This is a genomic window from Polaromonas eurypsychrophila (assembly GCF_014641715.1).
GTDB lineage: Bacteria > Pseudomonadota > Gammaproteobacteria > Burkholderiales > Burkholderiaceae_C > Polaromonas > Polaromonas eurypsychrophila.
Map to the genome: position 1 here is coordinate 53,447 of NZ_BMIG01000012.1, position 23,574 is coordinate 77,020.

The window sequence follows — 23,574 nt, forward strand, 5'->3', positions numbered from 1 at the left end:
TCAGCGCATGGAATCGTTTGATCGCCTGAAAGTGGAGCGCAAAGGGTCAATCCTTGCCGGCGGTAGCGCTTTCACTCTTTCATTCCTACTCGGCGAGGAACAACGTTATATGGAAAAAAATGTCTTCTTTCAACAACCCCAAATCGCGCAAGCAACGCGCGACAGACTCCACCAAGGAGGGCGAATTTAAGTTGGTAGCGGCGGAACAACTGCCTTTTACCAAAATTGGTTTCCCCCGATGGCGGCTAACTGTCATCGATCCTCAAACCGACGCAGCCCTCGTTTTTACGACAGCACCAGGAGCGGAATCCGCGTCCTCTCAGCGCATCGGGCGCGGATGCATTGGCGACTACTTCCACATCTCGTACCGCCCGACGCCAAGCGGGAAGCTGGTAGCAACATCATGGCGGCCTTGCCCCGCCACCTTCAAAGACTGGATGGCCGACAACTTGAGTCTTGAAGACCTGAATGTGCTGCGCGAATCCGGCGCCAGCGCCGGGATTCAAGGGCTTATTCACCACGCCGAAACCCTTCCACTCTACGAGCGCTATCGCTACTCCGACCTCGGCGATGTTGTGCTGTCGGAGCGGTTGCTACGTTCGCAATCCGCGTCAGATGCCGCCGACATTGCGCAACTGGAAAACGCGTTGGTGTGGATGGTGGCCGAGCGTTATGCGTACGACCCCACCTTGGCACAAGACATCGTCGGGCGTGGCGTCAACGCTTGACGCGTTGCGCATCCGCGTTATCCAGCGCTCGCTGACCATCCTCGCGCAATCGGTGCCGTGCCGGCACCCTAGCGACACCGTCATCTGGTCCATGCAACGCCGAGGCGAGCCACATCAATGAACCCAGGATGAGCGCCCGGTCATATGCCGTCGATTCAGCGGCAATGCCCCGGTGCGGTGGCATCAAACAGGCGTTGTCTTGGCGCTCTTCTTTCTGGGCATTGGGGTGAGGTATTGTCAGCGCCATCGCTAAGCCGGCTTTCTTCACCAGCGCGCCAAGCACGATCTTCTCGTGCGCGTCGATGCGCCGCCCCAGTTGTTGCGCTTGACGGCTGGCAACTCTTTCCAAGTGCTCGGCTCGCGCCTGGTACTGCGCGGCCTGCTGCCGCAGCGCACTCTCTCGCATGCGCAGCCGTATGAGGCCTACCGGCTTTGTGCCGTCGGCATTGGCGGTACTTTGTTCGGTGTGAACGGTCATCTGCTGTCTCCCTTTTTGTTACTACCCCGCTATTGATTGCAAAGGCTCCATCAATCTGTCACCTTGGGTAGCAGGCAGTCAAGCAATACCAGGAAGGGAAGTCCCCCAAGCGCACCTATACAAACTTTCAGTTTGTGTGCGCCTAGCGGGGGTCTCAAACAGCCAGGGCACCTCCCTCACGGGATTGCCATCGCATCACCTCTCCCTCATTGCCTCGTGCCGGCAAAGAGAGGACGTTGATGGCGATTTTTCATTTTTCAGCACAGCTGATATCGAGGAGCGATGGCGCTAATGCTGTGCAAGCGGCTGCATATAGAGCGGGCGAGCGCATGGTCTGCGACCGTACTGGCTTGGTCTTCAACTTCACATACAAAAAGGAGGTCTCGTACAGCGCCATCCTTGCGCCGGAGGGTGCTGCCCCCTGGGTGTTTTCTCGCGCCGAGCTGTGGGGGCGTGTCGAACATCAAAAGCGAAAGAATGCACAGCTGGCGCGTGAGATCCAGGTTGCTTTGCCCATCGAACTCACGCACGCTCAACAGGTTGCGCTGATTCACGGCTATGTGCAAGCGCAGTTCGTCAGCCTGGCCATGGTGGCCGATATCAATATCCATTTGAAGCCCGGGAACCCACACGCCCATGTGCTCCTCACGCTCTGCGATGTCGAAGCCGATGGTTTCGGGGCCAAACGCCGCGACTGGAACCATCCGTCCTTGGTAGCCCGCTGGCGCGAAGCCTGGGCCAGCGCTTGCAACTCATCGTTGGAGGAAGCTGGCCACGACGCGCGCATTGATCACCGCAGCAACAAGGCACGAGGCATTGACCTCCCGGCCACGGTGCATGAAGGCCGCAGAACGCCCGCGAACGCAGAGGCGTGGGAGGCTCGTGCTGAATTCAACGCTTGGGTTCGCACCCAGGTGGCACTTGCCAAGGTGCAAGCCGATGTGAAGGCCGTGCAGTCGCAGATTGTGGACTTGACCAGCTCCATCGAGCAGGCGCTTGCGGAGCGGAGCGCGCAGCGCCCACCGAGCGATGTACCGATATCTTCATCACCGCCTACCACCGTGCTTACCCAAGCAATGCCCCCAACCAATACCCGCATCTGGACGCCAGCCAGCGCGACGCGGGCGCGGGATTTCTCTATTGCCGGGCTACTCGCCCGACGCGCGCATGCCGTTGGCCCGTCCAGCCCCATTCGCCCAGCGCACCCATCAAACCCGCAGCCCGAGGTCACGCATGTCTCGGTAAGCATTTTCCAAGGAGACAAACCATGCTGATCCCTATGTTGTTGCGACTCATCGCAACCATCTTTGCCACGCGGCCACCAGGCATTGAGCCCGGCCAGTGGAGCCCGTACGCACGTGGTGCCGTGCAGCTGCTGGAATTCAGGCAGCTTCGCCCCGCAGCCGTACCACTGCCCGGACGCCGACTCGCGCGGCCCACGCAGCCAAGACTTGCAAGAGCACCGATTCCCGAATCGTTTACCGCTGGCGCCGAAGGGGAGTGGACATGCAAACCATGAACGCCTTCCCCCATCCCGATGCAGCCGCACCCGTCGTGGTGCCCGCTTCGGCGCCCGCATGGGCATCGGCCCATCACTTCCACCGCATCGCTGACCCCAGCAGCTTCGCATGGCTATCCGGCCGATCCCCTCAAACGACCACCCCACCACAGGTATCACTGTGCTTTGGCATGGATGTCGTGTACCTACCGCTCGACGTGCTGCGCTGGTTCCCCAATGAGCTGGTGTTGGCGATCCCGTTTCTCACCGTCCCACCCGTGGAGTTCTTCTTCGCATGCAATGAAGGTGGCAAGCGTTGGTGGTGCTTCGTCGTCCTGAGCAAGGCCCAGATTCCCATGGCCCTTGTTTTTGATGTTTCACCCTCCGTGCTGCTGATTACCGGCCTCGGTTTGCGGGAGACCCATGTCGATGTGCAAAGCGGCGTGGTTTCTCGCGGCAGAGACTTTGACTATCGGGCCAACGCAGCAGTGCTCTGCCCCATGGAGGTCACATCCATCCGAACGGAATGGATGAGCCCGGAGACGCGGGAATACTTTTGCATCCGTGAAGGCAGTAGCCAGGGCAGTACGCCAAGCGTACCTACCCTGGCCGATGTGTTGGGACCAAGGAAGATGCCGCCCACGATATCGCCGGTCGAGGTATCGATTGGTACTCCCGCGCTGGGCCTGCGCATGAGGGTCAATGACGATGAACCGCTGGCGCGCTATCTCGATTCGCTGGCCGGTGGCGCGGGAGGTGCGGCATGAGCAGCAGTCCTTCGCACTCCATTTCCTTGACACCCGAGCTGGCATGCGCGCTTATCGCCGAGATGCAGGCCGTGCTCGATGGAGAAGCAAGCTACTTCCATGCGGAATTGTGGACCGACAGCGGGCAGCGCGTAGCGCTCCACCTGTCCGGCCAGGCTGACCCGCCAGATTTGGGAGTACCGCTCCATGTCTGACGCCAAGAAACCCGCAAAGAGGGACCTTTACCAAGAGGTTACTGACAAGCTCATCGCCGCCATTGAAGCCGGCACCGCACCGTGGCAGCGGCCTTGGCAGCACGTCGCCTCCGCCGGCCTGCCCATGAACGGTGCCACGGCGCGCGAGTACAACGGGGTCAATGCGCTGTTGCTGATGATGATGGCGCAGGCCGAGGGGTTTAGCGACAACCGGTGGTTCACTTTCAAACAGGCCAGCGACTTGGGTGCCAAGGTCAAGAAGGGCAGTAAGTCCACACCGGTGTACTTCTTCAAGATGCTCAACGCGCGAGGAGTGGAGGTCGAAGGCGCCTCGGCTGGCGGCGCAGACCAGAACGGGAAGGAGCGTCGTCAAATCCCGTTTCTCACGGAGTACCGGGTTTTTCATGCGACGCAGATCGAGGGCATCGAGCCGTTCGTGCAACCCGAGCGGCAATGGACCCCGCTGCAAGCCGTGCAGGAGATGGTGGAACGCTTGCAGCCGGACATCCGGTATGGAGGCGACAGGGCCTTCTACGCGCCAGGACCTGGGCGGGGTTACATCCAGATGCCGCCCGACCGAGCGTTTCAAACGGCAGAGGCCGCAGCAGGGGTTCTGTGCCACGAACTGGGTCACTGGTCCGGATCGGAGCAGAAGCTCAATAGGACCTTCGGGGCCTGGGGGACAGATGCCTATGCCGCAGAGGAACTTAGGGCGGAGATCTGCTCCGCCATGCTGTGTGCCCAGCTAGGGATCGCCACGCCCATCGACAACCACGCAGCCTATGTCGGCGCGTGGGTCAAGAAGCTGCGTGGCGACAAGTTCGAGATTTTCCGTGCAGCCAAGGATGCAAGGCGAATGGTGGACTACCTCACCGGTCGTCTTGTGTTGGACCCGAAGCCCGATGAGGGCATGGTCCCGGAAAGCCCGCCAGCCCTGTCGCCATCGTTGGCACACACGCGAGAGATGGAGCCCGTGTCCGATGCGGCGGCTATATCTGCTGTGCTTGCCAAGGCGCGCAAATCCATTGCGCAAGTCCAGCGAGCGCGGCGAAGCGGGTTGGTGCATGTGGCGCAGGTGCTGGAAGGGCAGGGGGCGGAGATGTCGGCCCAAGTGGGCAACGCGTCTGTGATTTAGGGAATCCCCACGAAGACCTCGGCTATCCGTAGCCGTGTGTTCGCGCGTTTTATACCGGAGCCTCCGACTCCATAATTTGCGCTTTATGGACTCATGAGGCCGCGCGACCGAGTTGCCACCAATCGCTTGACCAACTGGCAGGGCACGTGATACCGTTTGTAATACAAATGAACGACAACGGTACAGCGCCCATGACCCAGCCCAAATCCGCACTCATGTCATTGCGCATGACGCCCGAAGGCAAGGCACTGCTTGCCCTGTGCGCGGAGCGTGAGCACCGCAGCATGGCATCCATGGTGGAACATATGGTGCACACCTATGCCGCAAACCAGGGCATTGGGCTACCAGCGCCCAAACCCGCCAAGAACACAACAAAGAAACCCTGAATGTCCAAATTAGCCGATCTCATCTGGAAAAACGCCGAACTGCTTCGCGGTGCCTTTAAAGAAAACGAATACCGCAAAGTCATTCTGCCCTTCACCATCCTGCGCCGCCTAGATTGCGTATTGCAGCCCACCCGAGAAGCCGTCCTGGCGCGACATGCGGCTGTGCGTGATAAGGGCTATGACTTGGACAAAATGCTGACGCCCGTCAGTCGTTACCCGTTCTTCAACACGTCCAAATTTACGCTGCCCAATATCGCGGAGACCCCCGACGACGTGCGCGACAACTTGGAAGCCATGATCAACGGCTTCTCCCAAAATGTGCGCGACATCTTTGACAAATTCGGCTTTGCCGCAACCTTGGACAAGCTGGCCGAAAAGAACCGCCTGTATCTCGTGGCGCAGCGCTTTGCCGAAACCGACCTTGACCCTCAAAAGGTTACTAACCACGATATGGGGCAGGCGTTTGAAGAGCTGTTGCGTAAGTTCAACGACGTGTCCCCAGCGGGTGAGCAATACACCCCGCGCGACGTGATTGAACTCATGGTGACTCTGCTGTTTAACGGGGACGACGACATTCTGTCTGTGCCCGGCGTGGTACGCACCATGTACGACCCCACGGCGGGCACCGGGGGCATCCTGAGCGTGGCGGAAGAGCACCTGCGCAAGTTCAACGACCGCGCCACCTTGAAGCTGTTCGGGCAGGAGCTGGAAGACGAAACTTACGCCATTTGCAAGGCGGACATGCTGATTCGTGGGCAAGACCCAGCCAACATTGCCAACGGCGACACGCTGGAAATTGACAAGCACCACGGAAAAACATTCGAGTACCAAGCCGCCAATCCACCCTATGGTGTGGAATGGAAGCCCGCCGAAGACGCCGTGAAGAAAGAGCACGCCAAAGGCGCGGCGGGGCGTTTTGGGTCTGGGCTGCCTGCTATCCGCGATGGGCAGATGCTGTTTTCTCTGCACCTGCTGTCCAAGATGCAGCCTGTGGTGGCGGGCAAGGGTGGCGGACGCATCGGCGTGGTTCACAACGGCTCCCCGCTCTTCACCGGCGACGCGGGGGGTGGCGAAAGCGAAATCCGCCGCCACATCTTGGAGCACGACTACCTAGATTGCATCGTGGCGCTGCCCACGGACATGTTCTACAACACCAACATTACCACCTACCTGTGGTTTATGACGAACCGCAAGCCCACCGAGCGCAAGGGCAAGGTGCTGCTGATTGACGCCAGCGCCATGAGCAGGCTGATGAAGAAAAACCTGGGCAAGAAGCGTCGCGAGTTCACGCCCGACTGCGTGGAGCGCATCGCCAAGGCGTATGCCGAGTTCCAATCCATGGAGTGGCGTGAGAACCCCGAAGGCAAGACCGGGCGTGTGCTGAAAGCCAAGGTGTTTGACCGCGACCATTTTTTCTATCGCCGCCTCACCATCGAACGCCCCTTGCGCATGCGCTTCCAGGCCACCGAGCAGGGTTTGAAAATTCTTGGCTACGACACCGCCTTTGGCAAGCTGCCGCAGGAGCAAAAAGACCTTTTGACCCAGACCATCCAAGGTATGGATTTCAATACCACTTACATGGACGCCGACTTGTTCCGGGCAGCATTACAAGTATCTGCCGCCGTGGTGGCTGACGCGCATGGACTGACCGGCAAGGCCGCCAAACTGGCGGCCAAATTAGTGGAGCTGGCACGTAAGTACCTGGGCACCAAGGACAAAACCGCCGAGCCCACCACCAACGAAAAAGGCGACGTGCTGACCGATTCAGAATTGCGCGATGCCGAGTACGTGCCATTTAACGACGACATCGAGGTGTACTTTGAGAGCGAGGTTCGCCCCCACTGGCCAGATGCGTGGATCAACTACGACGTGAAGGATGCCAAGGATGAAAAAACCGGCGTGGTGGGGATGGAAATCAACTTCAACCGGGAGTTCTATGTGTACACGGCCCCGCGTAGCCGCGAGGCCATTGCAGCGGACATCGAAGCCAAGGAACACAAATTTATGGAGCTATTGCGCGGCATCAGGGGTGAGGTGAGCCCATGAAGCCGTATGCGAGCTACAAACCATCGGGCGTGTCGTGGCTAGGCGGCGATATTCCATCACAGTGGCTATCAAAACGGATCAAGCATGTTACCGCTATGCGGAGCGGGGAGGGAATCACGGCAGAAGCCATTGATGAAAGCGGTACATACCCAGTCTATGGAGGGAACGGAATTCGAGGCTTTACGGTCGAGAAGACCCATAGCGGAGAGTTCGTCCTGGTAGGACGCCAAGGTGCTCTGTGCGGTAATGTGCATTACGTTGTAGGCGATTTCTGGGCATCCGAACATGCTGTCGTGAGTACCCTGTACGCGGGCGACAACCCTCGATGGGCGACCTATATGTTGGAGTTCATGAATCTCGGTCAGTACTCATTGGCAGCGGCACAGCCCGGCTTAGCAGTCGACACGATTCAACAACTTAAATTACCCGTTCCTCCTCCCGACGAACAGCAAGTCATTACCGATTACCTCGATGTTGAAACCGTCCGCATCGACACCCTGATTCATGAAAAGGATGAACTGATTGGGTTGTTGAAGGAGGCTCGGGCATCTGTCATAGATAGAGCCGTGCAGCCCCGCCAAACCAAAGCTGCACCGTTGAAACGTTATGTGAAAGGCATCGCAACTGGGCCGTTTGGCAGTGCGTTGCATTCCGAAGACTACGTTTCAGGAGGCGCATTCTTAATCAACCCTACGCATATCGTCCTCGGGAAGCTTGCCCCTGATGCAGATGTTTCGTTGTCTAACGAAACAGCGAGGGCGCTTAGTGTTTACCGCTTTAAGGCTGGGGACATTGTTGTAGGGCGGAGAGGTGAGATGGGGCGATGCGCAGTAGTCCCCGATGATGGTGAAGCCTACTATTGCGGTACTGGCTGCCTGATGTTGTTCCCCGACACTAGCAAAGTAGTGCCGAGTTATTTGGCGATGGTTATTTCCTCGACTCCTTCCAAGGACTGGCTGTCGTTGGAATCAGTAGGCAGCACCATGGAAAACTTGAACTCAGAGATTCTTGCTCGTTTGCCGTGCTTCATTCCATGCATTGATGAGCAAATTTTTCTTCTTGAACAAATTCAAACTGAGATTGCCGCTTTCGACAATCTGCTGACTTATGTCCACGACGAAATCACACTACTGAAAGAACTCCGCGCCGCGACCATCGCAGACGCGGTGCTGGGGCGCGTTGACGTTCGCACCGCACCAAAGCAATAACGAGAAATACGAGAGGGACAACCATGGCAGCCATCCACACCGAAGAGCAGTTTGAAGACGAAATTTGCGAAGTTCTGAAAGCCCAAGGGTGGCTGGTGGATGGACCATTGCCGTTTCAGAAGGGCTTTGCTTATGACAAGGGCTACGACCGCCGCACGGCGCTATACCCCGAGGATGCGATTGCCTGGGTGAAGGATACCCAGCCCGAAGCCTGGGAGAAGTTCGCCAAAAACCACGCCAAGAATCCCGAAGCCGTGTTCATACAACGGCTCGCGGAAGAGCTGGACAAAGACCGCCCGACAATCAAGAAAGAAACGCCGCAGCTTTGGGGCTCCCTCTATGTGCTGCGCAAGGGCTTCAAGGACATCAACGCCACGTTCAAGATGGCGCAGTTTGCTCCCAGCAACCAGCAAAATTCCACCACCTGGGAGCACTACCAGAAAAACCGCCTGCGTGTGGTGCGACAGTTGCATTACTCGCTGCACAACCAGTTGTGTATTGATTTCGTGTTGTTCCTAAACGGCTTGCCCCTGGCAACTATCGAGCTGAAAACTGACACCACGCAAAACATCGAAGACGCGGTGCGCCAATACAAGTACGACCGCAATCCAACCGACGTGGCGACCAAGCAGCCCGAGCCTTTACTGTCTTTTGGCAAGCGGGCGTTGGTTCACTTCGCCGTTAGCACGGACGAAGTGCGCATGGCTACCAAGCTGGCGGGAGCTGCCACCCGCTTTTTGCCGTTCAATCGTGGCAACCCCGACGGGATGGGGGGAGCTGGCGAAGGCAACCCGCCCGATGACACGTTGGGCTACTCCACTGGCTACCTTTGGCATGAGGTTTTCCACCCCGACGCATGGCTGGCCGTCATGGGCAAGTTTCTGTCCGTGGAGGTGTCCGAGCACAAGGATGCCAAGGGCAAGAAGGTGTTCAACACCTCGCTTTTGTTCCCGCGCTACCACCAGTGGGACGCGGTGAACAAGCTGCTGAATGCCACCCTGGCCGAAGGTGTGGGACAAACCTACCTGGTGCAGCACTCGGCGGGTTCAGGCAAGTCCAACACCATTGGATGGCTGGCTCACCGCCTCGCGTCTCTGCACGACGCCAAGGACCAGAAGGTGTACAGCAGCGTGATTGTGATTACGGACCGTAGGGTGCTGGATTCGCAGCTGCAAGACACCATTTACCAGTTCGACCACCAGCAAGGCGTGGTCGAAAAAATTGACGAGAACAGCACTCAACTGGCGAGTGCCCTGGACAAGGGCAAGCTCATCATCATCACAACGTTGCAGAAGTTTCCTTGGGTGCTGGACAAGGTGGGCGGCCTGGGGGACAAGCGCTTTGCGCTCATCTTGGACGAAGCCCATTCCAGCCAGGCAGGCAAGAGCGCGGTGAAGCTGCGCGAGGTGCTGACCAAGGGCAAAGCGGAGAGCACGGCGGCTGTGGTGGAGGGCGATGACGACATCACTGATGAAGACGTACTGAACACCATCATGGCTTCGCGTCAGCGTCCGCCCAATGTGTCGTACTACGCATTCACGGCAACGCCCAAGCCTAAAACTATGGAACTGTTTGGCCGCACCGGCGCGGACGGCACGCCCGAGCCCTTCCATGTGTATTCGATGCGCCAAGCCATCGAGGAGAAATTCATTCTGGACGTGCTGCGGGGCTACACCACGTATGGCTTCGCTTTCAAATTGGAGCAGGCTGGGGACGACAAGGCCGTGAAGTCGGGCAAAGCTAAGGCGAAACTGTTTCGCTATGCGCAGTTGCACCCCACCAGCATCGCGCAAAAGATTACGGTCATCGTGGAGCATTTCCGCGAACACGTGATGCACCAGTTGCGCGGGCAAGCCAAGGCCATGGTGGTATCGGACAGCCGCGTGGCGGCGGTGCGCTACAAGAAGGCGTTCGACGACTACATCAAGAAGATGAAGTACACCGACTGCAAGGCGTTGGTGGCGTACTCGGGCGATGTTACGGACGAAGAATCCAAGGTACTCAAAGCCAAGGAAGGCGACCTCAACGACCACAAAGAACACGACGACGGCATCAAAGAGGCGTTCAAAACGGACACCTATCAGGTGCTGATCGTTGCATCGAAGTTTCAGACCGGCTTCGACCAGCCTAAGCTGTGCGCCATGTATGTGGACAAGCGGCTGGACAATGTGCTGGCGGTGCAAACCCTGTCGCGTCTGAACCGGATGTATCCGGGCAAGGAAACCACTTTTGTGCTGGATTTTCGTAACGATGCGGAAGACATCCTCAAAGCTTTTCTGCCGTTCTATCGCACGGCGAAGCTGTCTGGGGTAACGGACCCCAATCTGGTCCACACGCTGCGCCAGAAGCTGGACGACGCGGGAATTTACCTTTGGGAAGAGGTGTTGGACTTTGCCAAGGGCTACTTCGACCCCAAGGGAAAACAAGCGACGATTCAATCGCCCTTGAAGAAGGCGCACGACAGATTCAAGGCGCAAAAGAAGGAGGTTCAAGACCTGTTCCGGGGGGACGTTTCCTCGTACGTAAGCGCTTACGATTTCCTATCGCAAATGCGCTCCTACGGCGATGCCGACCTCGAACGCCTGCACGCGTTTTGCCGCATGCTGCTGCCACGTTTGCAGGGCAAGGCGGGCGGTGATGAAGCGTTGGACCAGTCCGTTCGACTGGCAGGCTACAAGGTGGTCAACGAGCAAAAACATAAGCTCGACATGGAGGCGGGCAAGGCCGAACCCATGAAGCCCATGGGACCGGGAGGTGGGCAAGCCTGGGACGACCCAGAAGACCGGCTGTCCGCCATCATCAAGAAGATGAACGAGGTGTTTTCTGGCAATCTGTCTGACGCCGATTTCAAGGGCTACGCCACCACCTTGATTGGCAAGATGGTGAACGACCCCACCTTGCAGGAGCAGGCGCAGGCCAACGACACGGTAGATGCGTTCGCCAACGGTGCTTACGAGACTAAGCTCAACAACGCCGTGGTGGATGCCTTGGACAACCACAGCGCCATGGCCGACCAAGCCCTACGGCATGAGAAGGTGTTCAAGGGGCTGGCTAACCTACTGGTGGAAGAGGTGTACCGGCAGTTGCGGGAGACGCAAGAGGACGCGCTGTAAGAGAGACGTACCTCTCTCAGGTTCACCTTAGAGTTCGTGCTGGAAGAGGATGTCAAGGCTTCCTTGGGCGCAGATCTGATGGGCGGCGAGATGAGGGTCGGCGAGAGGGGCAGGGTTGACGTGGCTTTCACATGCTCAGCCGAACAGCGTCAGATGGTTGAGCGGCGACTACGGGATTGGGGCTATGCAGAAATCGCCATTCGCAGGCGACCTTGGGAAATGCGGAATTGAACCGGCGTCCGCAAACGCGAGGCTGCCCACCACTTGCCAAATGGCGTTGCGTCAGGCACTTTGGAGAGATGAACAACGACACCACCCAATACCTCAACCACGTTGATGAGTACATCCAGAAAGCTTTGCGAGAGTTGTCTAAGGCTCGGCTGCAAGACACTGGCACCCGGGAAGAAGCCATGCACCTCAAAGGAGCCCAGCTTGCTTTGAACAATGCAAGCACCGTCCTCGGGCGGACTCTTCCCTCAAACTGAGAGGCGCCGCGAGATGAGCCGTAAAGAGATTGCGACGACGCAGCAAAGCGGATTTCCAGACGAGCTTAAAAATGCGGAATTGAACCGTCGTCCGCAAATGCGAGCCAACCAAGGATCCGCCCGACAGGATACACTCAGGACTTCATTTTGGGGTGCCATCCGAGCACGGGTGTACTCCTTGTAAGACCTTGTATTCAGTTAAGTCGTTGATTTTTAACTGGAAAATAGATGGTGGATTTGGGAAGAGTGTTGCCCTTTGGTTCCCCCCAGCTCCACCATACCCTAAAGCCCAACTGTTTTCAGTTGGGCTTTTTCTTGACCGAATCGCCAGCACTGGCGCGGTGTCCGGCCATTTGCCTCTTGAGTGCCACCCGTTTGCCTGTCAACTTTATGGGTCATATATCCCGAAGTCCTTCTCATTTTCTCTCTGCTCTCTGTTTGCCTCTTGACCCTTCAAGAGGGTGAGCCTCGTGCTCATGCGGGTTTCCGGGCGGGCGGTTTGTCCTGGTCTAATGAATTCGTACACATAGATAGGTGTAAATCACCTGGATAATAAAAGTGACGAAAACGAAACGAAGAGTATTTGACGCGAGCTTCAAGTTGCAAGTGGTGCAGATGATCCGTGCCCAAGGACTGAGTATTGGCGAGGTTTGTGGGGACATGAAGCTGGGCGAGACGGCGGTGAGACGCTGGCTGGCACAGGTCGATGCTGAACAGCTAGGGCAGCCTGGTATCGGCAAACCATTGACCGCTGAGCAGCAGCGTATACGCCAGCTCGAAGCCGAGAACCGGCAACTGCGAGGCGACGTCGATATCCTAAAAAAAGCATCGGCCTTCTTTGCCCGGCAACTGCGATGAGCTTTGAGCTTTGAGCTTGTGCGCCAGTTGCAACAGAAGGCCGTGGCGGTGGAGCAGATGTGTCGCGTGCTGGAGGTCAGCCGGTCTGGCTATTACGCGGCCCGAAAACGCAGCCAATCTCAAGCTGCGGTGTGCAAAGCCAGCGTTCATTTGAAGGCGGCGTTTGCCGCCAGTGAAGGCGCTTACGGCAGTCGGCGCTTGCGCACGGCAGTGGCGTCCAGAGGCGTTGTGATGGGCATCTACCGCTTGCGCCGTTTGATGCGCCAGCACGGTCTACGCTCGACGTGGAGGCGCAAATTTGTGCACACGACCGATAGCAAACACTGGGCGATGGCCCCGGGCATGCAGGCGGCTCTGGTGTGCCGGGCACTGCAACAGGCCATCGTGCAGCGCCAGCCGGCGGCGGGCTTGATCGTGCATTCAGACCGAGGTAGCCAGTACGCAAGCGCCGCAAACCAAGCGCTGCTGGCCAAGCATGGCCTGGTCGGTAGCATGAGCCGCAAGGGCAACTGCTGGGACAACGCGGTGATGGAGCGCTTCTTCCTGAACCTGAAGATGGAGCGCGTCTGGCAGCGCGACTATGCCAATCATGCTGAGGCCACGAGTGACATCGCCAACTACATCGTCAGCTTTTACAACAGCGTACGTCTGCACTCAAAACTGGGCAACTTGCCACCCAATACTTTCGAGCAACAATCGGCATTCAAACTACCTATCGGCTCGTGCGAAATAACTTGACCAGCACAGTTTGAAGTTGTAATTAGTCAGTTGGCACAACAGAGAGCAGAGAAAGCGGCTCTTGAACAGGTAGTGCGCGCACAAGACAGCAAAGCGCGCATCGACAATCCTGCCTTTGCCCTTCTTAACCTTGTCCACCGCCGTTTTCATATTGTCATAAATGCCCCGGCGGGTCACGTCGCCCAAGGCCGTAAAGACGCGCATGTGTGCGTCAAACAACATTTCATGCCCCTGGCTGGGGTAGACCATCAGCCAGAAGATGCGGCTCGCGCACAGCTTCATGTGCGAGACCTGCAGGCGGTGATATATGCCGCCCACCACCAAGCATTCTTCGCTCCAGTCAAATTAAAATGCCTCACCCAGGTCGAACTTGAGCGGAACGAAGGCGCGAATCTCCTTGCCCGCGCTGGCGCGCCGGGCACGGATGAAGTCAGTGACGCGGGTATAGCCGCTGGCCTTGATTAGGATTAACAGTGCCTTGCCTGTGCGCGGGTCTTGTTTGTTGCGCTTGGCATCATCTTTGAGCGGTTGCTCCAGCTTGTCAGCAAAGGAGACCAGTTTTGCTAAAGCCCTTGGCCTGAACGTACTTGAGCACTGCAACTTCCTCTACGGTCGCGAGCCACTTCTGCAGCGTGTTGCGTGATAGCTCCGTGCGTTTTGATATTGCTCGCACCGACATCTTGTCGCACACGTGCATTCGCCGAATCCTGCCTAACATTTTCATGGTGATCAGCTTGTTTGCGCCTGCCCAAAATATAGGCAGAACTAGTAAAACACCTGGCTCAGTTTTAAGTCGGCACAACTTCTACAAGTGGTTCAGTTTGCGGTCGGCGGCAACAAGCGCCTACCCCTTGCAGACACCCCGGTTGTGCTGTGTTGGCCAAGCCCGGCTAATGCGACACCCATCGCTCAACGGTGCACCGCGACTACGGCCGTGCCCGGCGCGGTTTCGATGCTGAGCTTGGATTTTTGGGGTTTTATTAATCAGCGCAGTGGCGCGCGGTGCACGCCGCTTTCCTGCGTCAGCACCCGGTGTGCTGCGCGTGTGGGCAGCGTGGTCGCGTGGTGCCAGCCGTCGTGGCTGACCACGTCACGCCGCTTAAGGACGGCGGTGCGCGCTTTGACACGGGCAATCTGCAGGCGCTGTGCATCTCTTGTCACAACCTCGAGACGGAGCGTGAGACCGCAGGTCGGCGCTGACCCAGCTGACCCTGCCTTAGTAGGGGGTAATGGGGTAATGGGGTGAATCTCTGTTAACGGCGGTCAGCGATGCGAGCGCCTGCACAGATTTTTGCGCGTGCAAATTGGAACCGGGGGTGCAGTATGTAAATTGGGGTCCCTATGAAAGTGAGTGTTGCCAATCAGTTGCGCGGCCGCTGCGGCCACCGACAGCTCGAAAATACCCGCCTCGGACTCATCTATGAGATCGGCGCGGGCGGCAACGCATGCGTACCGGTGCCGATGCTGGTGCTGGTGCTGGTGCTGGTGCTGGTGCGCTTCTGAAGGGCCGGAGATCGTTGACCTAGACAGTTGCTACCGGCGTGACAGGCGAGCCTACCGCGCCGGGTAGACGAAGGGGCGGCGCGGTCAGAAGAAACCGGCTGCGCTCATGCGTTCTGAGCCACTGGGCCAATTCGGTCAGGTACCACAACTCCCCCAGATGCACCCCGATCTTGAACAGGCAATGTTCATGCAGGGGCAGCACGGGGCCGTGCGGTCCGATGTTCTTGCGCACACCCAACGTGGAGGATGACTCCACCGCCAGATTATCGGCGGCGATGGCGACCAGGCCAGTTTCGGTGATCCAGTTGAGCAATGCCGAATCGGTTCCGTCGAGCACGGCACAGGCCAGCCTGATAGACGGATCGGGGCCAGTGGCCGGGCTGTTCATAATCAGCTGGCCCAGTCCCGAATGAATGCACAGAATGTCGCCCTCGCTGACGGTGACTCGGTCCGCCTCCATGATCCGCAGGAGCATGTTCAGATCAACCTGGGTTCTTTCGTTGCCTAAGTGGTGATGCAGGTCGACCAGCACGCCGCGACCCTGCACACCGGTTTCGGCCATGCTGGCGATCGACACCGCGCGCGCGCCCAGTTCACCCTGAGTTCCCCGGCTGTTCGCATCGACAATTTCCCAGCCGTTGTAGTGGACCCGCCTGCGCACGCCGCTGCCATCCACGTCAAACATGGAACCCTTGTGTGCGAATCCATCCCATTGGGTCGAGTACTGGCTGTATAGCAGCACTGCCTCATCCGAGCTCACATCACTGAATCGTGGATCGACCTGCTCCATCGGGAAGTTGAAAACCTGATTGCCGCTGCGCATCACCGGCTTGAACACCGGCGCGCATCGATGGTCATTGAGCACCTGGCCCCCAGGACGATCAAGCGGCAGGCTCAGACAGAAGATGTCGCCGGTGATGACCTCCTGCATGGCCTGCCTGCGACGCTCTGGCGTCAACAGGTTCATGCGACCACGCTGGTCGTCCGGGCCAAAATCACCCCAATTGGACCCATCGGGTCTTCTGGTCCATCGCTGATTCATCATCCTGGGCTCCCGTCAAGCCTACGCACTGTCGATTTCATTCGGGAGTGATATTGGCGTCTTTGATCAATTTCCCATAGGAGGCTAGTTCAGCTTTGATCAGGCTGGCAAATTCGCTGGGTGAACTCATGACCAGGTCGTTGCCGCCATCGGTCGCCAGACGCTTGATGACCTCAGGGGATTTTGCAATTTTCTGCAGTTCCCGATAAAGCTTCTCAATGATCGCCGGATCGGTCTTTGCTGGTGCCAGCATGCCCTGAAACTGACTGATGTTGTAGCCCTTGAAACCCAGTTCCGCCAGCGTAGGAATCTGGGGCAGCGTCACAGACCGTTGCGCGCCGGTGACGGCAAAACCACGCAGCTTGCCGGACTTCATCATCGGAGCTGCTGTCACCAGCGCCTCGAAGGTGAATGACAGATTGCCACCCAACAGATCATTCCACACGGCAGCGCCGCCTTTGTAAGGAACGTGAATGAGGCTGACACCGCCGAGCTTCTCCAGCATGACGCCGGCCAGGTGACCGCCCCCGCCGATGCCGGTGGAGCCATAGCTGAGCTTGCCGGGATTCTCCTTGGCCCGCGCCATCAGATCCTGCATGCTCTGAATGGGCGACGCATCGCGCACTACCACCGCATACTGGAAACTGGTGATCTGGCTTACGGGTGCGAAATCGTTGATCGGATCGTAGGGCATCTTGCGCTGGAGCACCGGGCTGACAACGATAGGGCCGCTGGCGGCTATCAGCAGGGTGTAACCGTCAGGTGTGGCCTTGGCCACCAGATCGGCGCCCAGGGCACCATTGGCGCCTGCCCGGTTCTCCACCACAAAGCTCTGCCCCAGGGCCTCGGACAGTTTCTGGCTGATCACGCGGGCGGTGATATCTGCGGCCCCGCCCGCGACATAAGGCAGGATGACCTTGACCGGCCGGTTGGGGTAGTCCTGCTGCGCACTGGCGCCAACGAAACCGTTGGCCAGGGCAAACAGAAAGATGAAGGAAAGTTTTATGGAAATGGCAAGCATGTCAGGTCCCTTGTATCTATGGTGCATTGGCTTATTGAAATTCAATCACTTCGGGAGTGAACAGCCGCTCGCCGTCCAAAGTCTCCATGATGTGATACACGTTGAACTTGTACGCCTCACCCAGTGATACTTCCGGTGGAGTGAACGGGAAAGCCACATTACCACCGGTGGAGAGCCGTCCGGCATAGCCGAAGTGAAGCAGGTATTGCTTCATGGTTTTCACCACTTCGGAGGCACGCTCGCGCGTGGGCGCGATGCATTCGATCAGCAGACAAATCTCGGCCGGAGGCGGTTGGTCCGCTTGCAGGTCCGTCACACCATCGACGCCGTAAACATGCCAGAACAGCGTGTAGTCCTCAGGGGTGTCCTCGCACACCAGATCCCTGACGACCACCGATACATCGGCCAGGATCTGCTTGTGCTGGGCGATGAACCTCGGGTCCGCTGCGCCGCACAGCAGCATGGCGCGCTCACCAAGTTTTCTGGCGCCCTCCATTTTGATGGTGTGCTTGGCTGCCGCAATCCATTGGGCGCCACTGATTTTTGTCGAGCGCTCACTCACCTGGGTATAGCTTGCATGCTGCAGGTCCACACGTCCCTCGGGTTCGATGATCGTGTAAGGATCATTCTGTTCGTACAAGCTGTGCGCGGCCACAGAAAGAGGCAGGGCCTTTCGCTGCGGCGCCATGCTCTCCAGAATGAAATGGTCCGCATGCAAGGTGGCAAGAATGGTGTCTCGCCCGCCGGGTGTGCAGCAAAGCGATGCGCACTCGATGATCTTTGCCATGTGAACGGAAAGCCCGATCGGGAATCCGAGCATGATGGGCAATGCCGCAAAAATGGCGGTGTCGCATGCTCTGCCGGAGATAAGAACGTCCACATCCAGCGCAAGCGCTTCCTGGAAGGATGACATGCCCATCTGACCGACCAGATGGGTCGTATGCGAGAGTTCCTCGCAGGTCAGGTCGGGCATGCCATCGACTCCCACCACTCTGTTTTGCTCAATGGCTTTGTTGACAACATCTTTGGGTATGTCCCCTGCAATGGTGGCCAGCCGGAATCGCAGCTTGTTCTCGGTCGCAATTTCCCTGAGCAGCTCCAGTGTGGTGTCCAGGTGAGGCCTAGCGCCGGCAGAACCTGCCGTGCCGATGACCAGCGGAATGTTGAGCCTTCGCGCGCCCAGCAGAACTTTCTTGAGGTCCCGTTTGGTGGACTGCCGAGCCGTGGCCAGTTGACCGCTTCCCAGATAGTAAGGCCCGATGTCAATCGAACCCATATCGCATCCGATGAGGTCGGGCTCCCTGGCCAAGCCGGCTTCGAAAGCCGGAGTAGGAATGCCGTAGCCCAACTGGCCGGACGCCCCGAGAATTCTCAAAGCACGATAAGCCTTCTTGCCCGCGAATTCCTTGATCAGCAAACCTGTGGCACTCATATTTCAATCCTAAACAGTCGCGCATGTTGTTGTGCGCCATAAACATCCCTGTCGCCGGGATCGCCTGCCGTGATTTTTCGGGGCAGCACAATCTTGAGCGCCATGGCCACCGGGTAATTGATGATCTTGACCTGCTCGACTGGCAGGTCATAGAGTTGCGCGATCCGTGATTCAGTGACCTGCTTCGCATTGACCACGGTTTCATAGTCTTGCATGGAAGCGAACATGATGTCCAGCGTAGTGCATCTGGGTCCGGCATTCTTGCTTCGGATCACCTTGGCGATATCCATCAACAGCATGGGGTAGATTCCTTTCCGTTTGGGGCGGCAAGCCCATTGCAGCGGGTTGCACTCACTCCATTCGCACATTGGTCCGCTTGGCGATGTCCCGGTATTTCGAGTACTCGGTCAGGTTGAACTGACCGAACTTTTCCGGAGACATTTCTTCGCGTCGCACGCCGAGCACGTCGAGCTTGCCCCCCACATCGGGCAGCTTGATGATGCGCTGGATTTCGCTGTTCAATTTGTCCACGATGGCCCGGGGCGTGCCCGCTGGCGCCACCACACCGTACCAGTTTGTGATGTTAAAGCCGCCAAAGCCTAGTTCGAGCATGGTGGGCACATCGGGTAGCGAAGGGTCGCGTTGTGGGGCCGTGACTGCCAGAGCCCGCATGCGGCCCGATTTCAGGTACTGCACGATGGAAGACAGCGCATCGAAATTCATATCGACCTGACCCCCGAGTAAGTCCACGATGGCGGGGCCGCTGCCTTTATAGGGCACATGCACCAGCTGTGCCCCCGCATTGGTTTCAGCCCTCAGAATTTCACCGGCCAGGTGATTGGTGCTGCCAACCCCTGGCGATGCAAAGGACAGTCCCTTTTGCCGGCTCTTTGCCAGAGCAACGAGCTCAGCAACCGACTTGACCGGGAGCTCCGAATTGACGACCAGCACGTTGGGCACGAAGCCGATGTAGGTGACCGGAGCAAAATCCTTGATCGGGTCGTACTGGGGACGATCGAGCAACGCGGGCGCGATGGCCTGCGAATTGACGTGACCCATGAGAAGGGTGTAGCCGTCGGGCGCTGCGGTGGCCACCATCTTGGCGCCAATCATGCCCGTGGCGCCGGCCTTGTTCTCCACCACAAACGGCTGGCCCAATGATTCGGTCAGCTTTTGGGCCAGCAGGCGCGCCACGATGTCAGTGCCCCCGCCTGGGGCGAACCCGACGACGACACGCACGGGCTTGGATGGATAGCTCTGGGCCTGGGCAGCCAGGGTGGCCGCCAGACCGAGCACCAGGAAGAGCGATTTGATCTTTTGAAAAGGCTTGATCACGTTGTTCTTTCGTCTTAAAGTTAACTGCTTATTACCCGCTTATTACCCGCTCAGTCCGCAGTGGCCGAGAACCCGTAGAGCCGCTGCGGGTTCTCCACCAGTATGCGATGGCGTGTTTTTTCATCGGGCGCCCAGCACGCCAGCATCTCTGCCAAGTCGGCGTCATCGGGCATCTTTTCCCGGCCGCTGGCATGCGGCCAGTCAGAACCCCACAGCACCCGATGCGGCGCGGTTTCGATCATGGCTTGCGCGAAAGGGGTGATGTCCGGATAGTTCGGAAATTGCTCGGAGATGAAATAGGGCCCCATCAATTTCGCATGGCAGTTGTCCCGCCGCAATAAACGCAGCAGGCTCTGGAATGCAGGTGCGGCAATACCGTCAGACGTGCGAATGTGACCGAAATGGTCAACGACGATGGGCACCGGCAACGAAGCGAGAATTTCCTCGGCCTCGGGCTGGGTCACTAGGTTGGTATAGAACTGCAGGTGCCATCCAAGGTGCCCGATGCGGTCTGCCATCGCGCGCGCATCCGTCAGCTTCAGGCCCTGGGTGGCAGAAGTGGTGTTGAAGCGGATGCCACGAAAACCCAAGCCGTGGAGCCGCTCCAGTTCCCGATCAGTGATGTCAGGGCTGACAACAGCAACGGCCCGAAGTTCGACCTCCCGGCTCTGTGCCAGTGCATCCTCAATGGCCGAATTGTCCGTGCCGTACACACTGGGTTGCACCAGCACCGCCCGCTCACAACCTAGGGCGCGCAACATGGTGGAATATCGCTGCAGCGGGCATAAGTGCGGCACAAAATGTGTCTTCTCCAGCAGCGGGAAGCGGTTCTGGGGACCGAACACATGGGCATGACAATCGGTGGCGCCGGAGGGGAAGCGCACCGCCGGCGCGCGGGTGGGTTCGATTGGCGAAGGAATGTCAGGGGCTCTCACGCTCAGTCTTTCGGCTGCCGCGCTTCGACGGTCTGTTTTTCAATCTCGTAATAGGCTGTGAGGTCGATCAGGTCTTCAAGTTCCTGGCGCGAAGCCACCCACTCCGCATTGGTCATGCCAGTGTATTCGCCGGTCTGGCGCAGCTCGGTCAAGATCTTTTTGTGATGGTGAAGTGCGCTGCAGATCACCACTTGGGCCTCGATGCAGGCGACGTAGCCCATCTCCTGCAGTTCATTGCGACTGATGATGGGGCGGCCGTCCCGATTGCCCCGGCTTTGGACATAGATCAGCGGCAAACGGGAGCGGCGCGGCGCCTCCTCCGCATCCTTGAGGTCGCGCGGAAACAGCAGGCCCAAATCTGCGCCGACATCGGCTGCCCGGTTGAGCCGGGATACAGCTTCGTCCAGCCCGAGCGCACGGCAGGTGTCGGTGCGGGCGATGATCACGAAATCGGGATCGACTTCGTCGCGTGCCTTGACCGAATACTCGATTTTCTCAACGAACTCCTCAACCGGAATTCCGTGCACCACGTACTGGTGGTAGTGGGCGCGCTTGGGGTAGAGCTGATCTTCGATATGCACACCCGCCACCCCGCTGCGAATAAATTCGCGCACGGTGCGCATGCAGTGAAGGGGCTCGCCAAAACCTGCGCCACCGTCCACCACCACGGGAATGTCGATCTTGCTGGCGATATCCCCACCCAGCGCAACTTGCTCGGTCATGGTTAGCAGGGGCTCGGACACCGCCATGGAGCCCCCCGTTACGTAGCCGCCGACGTAGGCCGCCTCAAAGCCAAGCGACTGCACCAGCAGTCCTGTCAGCGCGTCATAGACGGCAGGCATGTGAAGAAATGTCTTGCTGCTGATCAGTTCGCGCAGCTGTGTGGAGGCTCGTTTTTGCATGGAGGCTGTACCTGCGGGGTGGTGTGAATAAAAACAAAGTTTGCCCAAATCAAAGTATTCTGTATAGTGATTAATAATCATACAACCATCACTTTAGGATATACCTTGGGATATACCTCGCCTACACCACAGGATCATCTTCTGGCGCGGCTGCGCTTTCGACACCTGCAGCTAATTGCCGAGATCGAGCGAACGGGCAGCCTGAGCGCGGCCACTTCCGCCCTCAATGTCACACAGCCCGCCCTGAGCAAGGCTCTTAAGGAGATCGAAGGCATCTTGGGATTTGCCGTGTTCAGCCGTGGCGCACGGGGACTACATATGACGGTGCAGGGCAGCGTGGTGACGCGGGGCGCGAAGTTGCTGCTCGAGGAACTGCGCCATGTGCATGCCGAAGCCCTAGCCGCAGGGCCTGAGGGCCGGGTATCGGCCATTTTGCGTCTGGGCGCGCCCGCCTACCTGACCAGTACCGTGGTCCCGAAAATTATCAGCCGCCTGGTCGCGGGGAAATCATTGATGGCGGTTGATCTGCACGAAGCCAATGTTCCTCGACTTTTTGCCGCGTTTCTGGAGGGCACGCTGGACGCGCTTATCACTGTTTACAACCCAGATGTCATGTCGGAAACCGTAGGCCATGGCGTTCAGTTCGAAAAAATCGGAGAGGAGGAATACGTGGTGATCGCCCCGGCCAAACACCCTCTAGTGCGCATGCGCGCCATCACTTGGGAAACCCTTGCCAGCCAATCGTGGGTGCTCACGCGCAAACCTTCGCTCTCTCGCCTGTTCATCGAAGACAGCTTTCTTCGGCATGGCCTGATGTGCCCCCCCCCGGTGTGCGAAACCGACTCCCCGCGCACCAGCGCCCAAATCGTCGCGCAGGGCGTGGGCTTGAGCAGCGTGCCGGGCATCACTGCGAAGGAAGCGGTGAACAGCGGCGCAGCCAGATTGGTGCGGGTGCAGACGCCACAGCCACGCGCAACGCTCGGGCTGGTTTACAGAACTGCTGCAGCTAGACATCCGCGCATCAAACTGCTGCGCGAGGCGGTCAGTCAAGTCTCAGGGCTGGGGCTTCCTATTGCCTGGTAGGCCGCTGGAGGGGAAGAGGCGCACCGGCAAGCCTGGGGCCTGACCGCCTGCACCCGGCTTGCAGCCCGGACATCTGCGCGTTACCGCAACTGAAGACAAATTTGTTCGCGCCGACGTCAGATGGATCAAGATGCCGACGATTGACTGACCCACTATCGCGGACCGCTATCCCGCGCTAAGTAACGAATGCGACAGTACCGCGGTCGGTCACTAGAAATTGGCACGTAAAGGTGCGGACGCATGGTTTCATCAAGAAGGAGCAAAAGACGCCCAAACCGGACTGTATCTGGCGAAAGAACAGTTCAAGTTGTTGAAGAAAAAAATGAAAAAATATCGGTAGCGATTTTGATGACTTCCTTGCGGACGAGGGCATGCTTAAACAGGTGGGTGCGGCGGCGGTTAAGTGGGTGATTGCTTGACAGATTGAACAAGAGATGTCGGCTCAAAAGACCATCAAGACTGCGACGACAAAGAAGATACGAACCAGCCGCGCCTCGCTTAACCGTTTGCTTGACGAAAACGATACCTGCCTCACTTTGACGACCTTGGCGGGGCGGCAACGGCTTTTGGCCAACGCTCCAAATTTGAGTTGACGCTCGTCAGGTGGTCGCCACGATGTGGAACGGACAATCTCCAAAAGCGCGGACAAGTGACATGAACTTGCCTTAAGGCTTTGGAGATCGGCTT

Annotated in this window: 21 protein-coding genes and 3 pseudogenes; 15 read left to right on the top strand and 9 right to left on the bottom strand. The window is 58.3% G+C overall.

Features of this window, described 5'->3' with window-relative positions:
* The first annotated feature begins 119 nt into the window (after positions 1–119).
* Positions 120–728 (top strand): hypothetical protein, encoded by a 609-nt coding sequence (locus IEX16_RS15140; protein WP_188709322.1) that lies wholly within the window; start codon positions 120–122, stop codon positions 726–728.
* Here the strand turns inward: IEX16_RS15140 and IEX16_RS15145 are convergent.
* Positions 718–1,206 carry a conjugal transfer protein TraD gene (locus IEX16_RS15145; protein WP_188709323.1) on the bottom strand — a complete coding sequence of 163 codons (489 nt, stop codon included), beginning with the start codon at positions 1,204–1,206 and terminating at the stop codon, positions 718–720. The two genes, IEX16_RS15140 and IEX16_RS15145, sit on opposite strands and share 11 nt — an antisense overlap.
* A 239-nt stretch (positions 1,207–1,445) precedes the next feature.
* Between IEX16_RS15145 and mobQ the strand changes: the two genes are divergently transcribed.
* From mobQ to IEX16_RS15195, 10 genes and pseudogenes are all read left to right on the top strand, one after another.
* On the top strand, positions 1,446–2,480 hold the full coding sequence (gene mobQ, locus IEX16_RS15150) for a MobQ family relaxase (RefSeq protein WP_188709324.1): 1,035 nt from the start codon (positions 1,446–1,448) through the stop codon (positions 2,478–2,480).
* A 232-nt stretch (positions 2,481–2,712) separates the two neighbouring features.
* On the top strand, positions 2,713–3,471 hold the full coding sequence (locus IEX16_RS15155) for a hypothetical protein (RefSeq protein WP_188709325.1): 759 nt from the start codon (positions 2,713–2,715) through the stop codon (positions 3,469–3,471).
* On the top strand, positions 3,468–3,665 hold the full coding sequence (locus IEX16_RS15160; protein ID WP_188709326.1) for a hypothetical protein: 198 nt from the start codon (positions 3,468–3,470) through the stop codon (positions 3,663–3,665). The genes IEX16_RS15155 and IEX16_RS15160 overlap by 4 nt, the downstream gene beginning before the upstream one ends.
* On the top strand, positions 3,658–4,800 hold the full coding sequence (locus tag IEX16_RS15165; protein WP_188709327.1) for an ArdC family protein: 1,143 nt from the start codon (positions 3,658–3,660) through the stop codon (positions 4,798–4,800). The genes IEX16_RS15160 and IEX16_RS15165 overlap by 8 nt, the downstream gene beginning before the upstream one ends.
* Positions 4,801–4,967: 167 nt before the next feature.
* A complete protein-coding gene (locus tag IEX16_RS15170) occupies positions 4,968–5,186 on the top strand; it encodes a hypothetical protein (protein WP_188709328.1) in 219 nt (72 codons plus the stop codon).
* A complete protein-coding gene (locus IEX16_RS15175; protein WP_188709329.1) occupies positions 5,187–7,232 on the top strand; it encodes a type I restriction-modification system subunit M in 2,046 nt (681 codons plus the stop codon). It abuts the gene before it with no gap.
* On the top strand, positions 7,229–8,440 hold the full coding sequence (locus IEX16_RS15180; RefSeq protein WP_188709330.1) for a restriction endonuclease subunit S: 1,212 nt from the start codon (positions 7,229–7,231) through the stop codon (positions 8,438–8,440). The genes IEX16_RS15175 and IEX16_RS15180 overlap by 4 nt, the downstream gene beginning before the upstream one ends.
* A 23-nt stretch (positions 8,441–8,463) precedes the next feature.
* Positions 8,464–11,553 (top strand): type I restriction endonuclease subunit R, encoded by a 3,090-nt coding sequence (locus IEX16_RS15185; RefSeq protein WP_188709331.1) that lies wholly within the window; start codon positions 8,464–8,466, stop codon positions 11,551–11,553.
* A 299-nt stretch (positions 11,554–11,852) separates the two neighbouring features.
* Positions 11,853–12,038 carry a hypothetical protein gene (locus tag IEX16_RS15190; RefSeq protein ID WP_188709332.1) on the top strand — a complete coding sequence of 62 codons (186 nt, stop codon included), beginning with the start codon at positions 11,853–11,855 and terminating at the stop codon, positions 12,036–12,038.
* A gap of 540 nt (positions 12,039–12,578) precedes the next feature.
* Positions 12,579–13,634 (top strand): annotated as a pseudogene (locus IEX16_RS15195) (IS3 family transposase).
* 51 nt (positions 13,635–13,685) lie between these two features.
* On the opposite strand, the pseudogene istA reads toward IEX16_RS15195, so the two are convergent.
* A pseudogene (istA, locus tag IEX16_RS20070) lies at positions 13,686–14,358 on the bottom strand (IS21 family transposase); the annotation flags it as partial.
* Positions 14,359–14,711: 353 nt separating this feature from the next.
* On the opposite strand from istA, the gene IEX16_RS20380 reads away from it, so the two are divergent.
* Together IEX16_RS20380 and IEX16_RS15210 are read left to right on the top strand one after the other, a co-directional pair.
* Positions 14,712–14,834 carry an HNH endonuclease gene (locus IEX16_RS20380; RefSeq protein ID WP_373288363.1) on the top strand — a complete coding sequence of 41 codons (123 nt, stop codon included), beginning with the start codon at positions 14,712–14,714 and terminating at the stop codon, positions 14,832–14,834.
* Between the two features lie 141 nt (positions 14,835–14,975).
* Positions 14,976–15,137: a hypothetical protein gene (locus IEX16_RS15210; RefSeq protein WP_188709335.1), complete on the top strand. Its 162-nt coding sequence runs from the start codon at positions 14,976–14,978 to the stop codon at positions 15,135–15,137.
* 19 nt (positions 15,138–15,156) lie between these two features.
* Here IEX16_RS15210 and IEX16_RS15215 read toward each other — a convergent pair whose 3' ends face one another.
* The 7 genes from IEX16_RS15215 to IEX16_RS15245 are packed head-to-tail and all read right to left on the bottom strand — an operon-like array spanning position 15,157 to position 21,804.
* Positions 15,157–16,182 carry a cyclase family protein gene (locus IEX16_RS15215; RefSeq protein WP_188709336.1) on the bottom strand — a complete coding sequence of 342 codons (1,026 nt, stop codon included), beginning with the start codon at positions 16,180–16,182 and terminating at the stop codon, positions 15,157–15,159.
* A gap of 34 nt (positions 16,183–16,216) precedes the next feature.
* A complete protein-coding gene (locus IEX16_RS15220) occupies positions 16,217–17,200 on the bottom strand; it encodes a Bug family tripartite tricarboxylate transporter substrate binding protein (protein ID WP_188709337.1) in 984 nt (327 codons plus the stop codon).
* Positions 17,201–17,231: 31 nt separating this feature from the next.
* Positions 17,232–18,632, bottom strand: a complete 1,401-nt coding sequence (locus tag IEX16_RS15225) for an acyclic terpene utilization AtuA family protein (RefSeq protein ID WP_188709338.1) — start codon at positions 18,630–18,632, stop codon at positions 17,232–17,234.
* On the bottom strand, positions 18,629–18,931 hold the full coding sequence (locus IEX16_RS15230) for a DUF4387 domain-containing protein (protein ID WP_188709339.1): 303 nt from the start codon (positions 18,929–18,931) through the stop codon (positions 18,629–18,631). The genes IEX16_RS15225 and IEX16_RS15230 overlap by 4 nt, the downstream gene beginning before the upstream one ends.
* A 52-nt stretch (positions 18,932–18,983) precedes the next feature.
* On the bottom strand, positions 18,984–19,967 hold the full coding sequence (locus IEX16_RS15235) for a Bug family tripartite tricarboxylate transporter substrate binding protein (protein WP_188709340.1): 984 nt from the start codon (positions 19,965–19,967) through the stop codon (positions 18,984–18,986).
* A 50-nt stretch (positions 19,968–20,017) separates the two neighbouring features.
* Positions 20,018–20,902 carry an amidohydrolase family protein gene (locus IEX16_RS15240; protein ID WP_188709341.1) on the bottom strand — a complete coding sequence of 295 codons (885 nt, stop codon included), beginning with the start codon at positions 20,900–20,902 and terminating at the stop codon, positions 20,018–20,020.
* A gap of 2 nt (positions 20,903–20,904) precedes the next feature.
* Positions 20,905–21,804 (bottom strand): isocitrate lyase/PEP mutase family protein, encoded by a 900-nt coding sequence (locus IEX16_RS15245; protein WP_188709342.1) that lies wholly within the window; start codon positions 21,802–21,804, stop codon positions 20,905–20,907.
* A gap of 105 nt (positions 21,805–21,909) precedes the next feature.
* Here IEX16_RS15245 and IEX16_RS15250 point away from each other — a divergent pair, with 105 nt between their 5' ends.
* Together IEX16_RS15250 and IEX16_RS20080 are read left to right on the top strand one after the other, a co-directional pair.
* Positions 21,910–22,887, top strand: coding sequence for a LysR family transcriptional regulator (locus tag IEX16_RS15250; protein WP_188709343.1), 978 nt, complete (start codon positions 21,910–21,912; stop codon positions 22,885–22,887).
* A 371-nt stretch (positions 22,888–23,258) separates the two neighbouring features.
* A pseudogene (locus tag IEX16_RS20080) lies at positions 23,259–23,545 on the top strand (Fis family transcriptional regulator).
* Positions 23,546–23,574 lie beyond the last annotated feature (29 nt).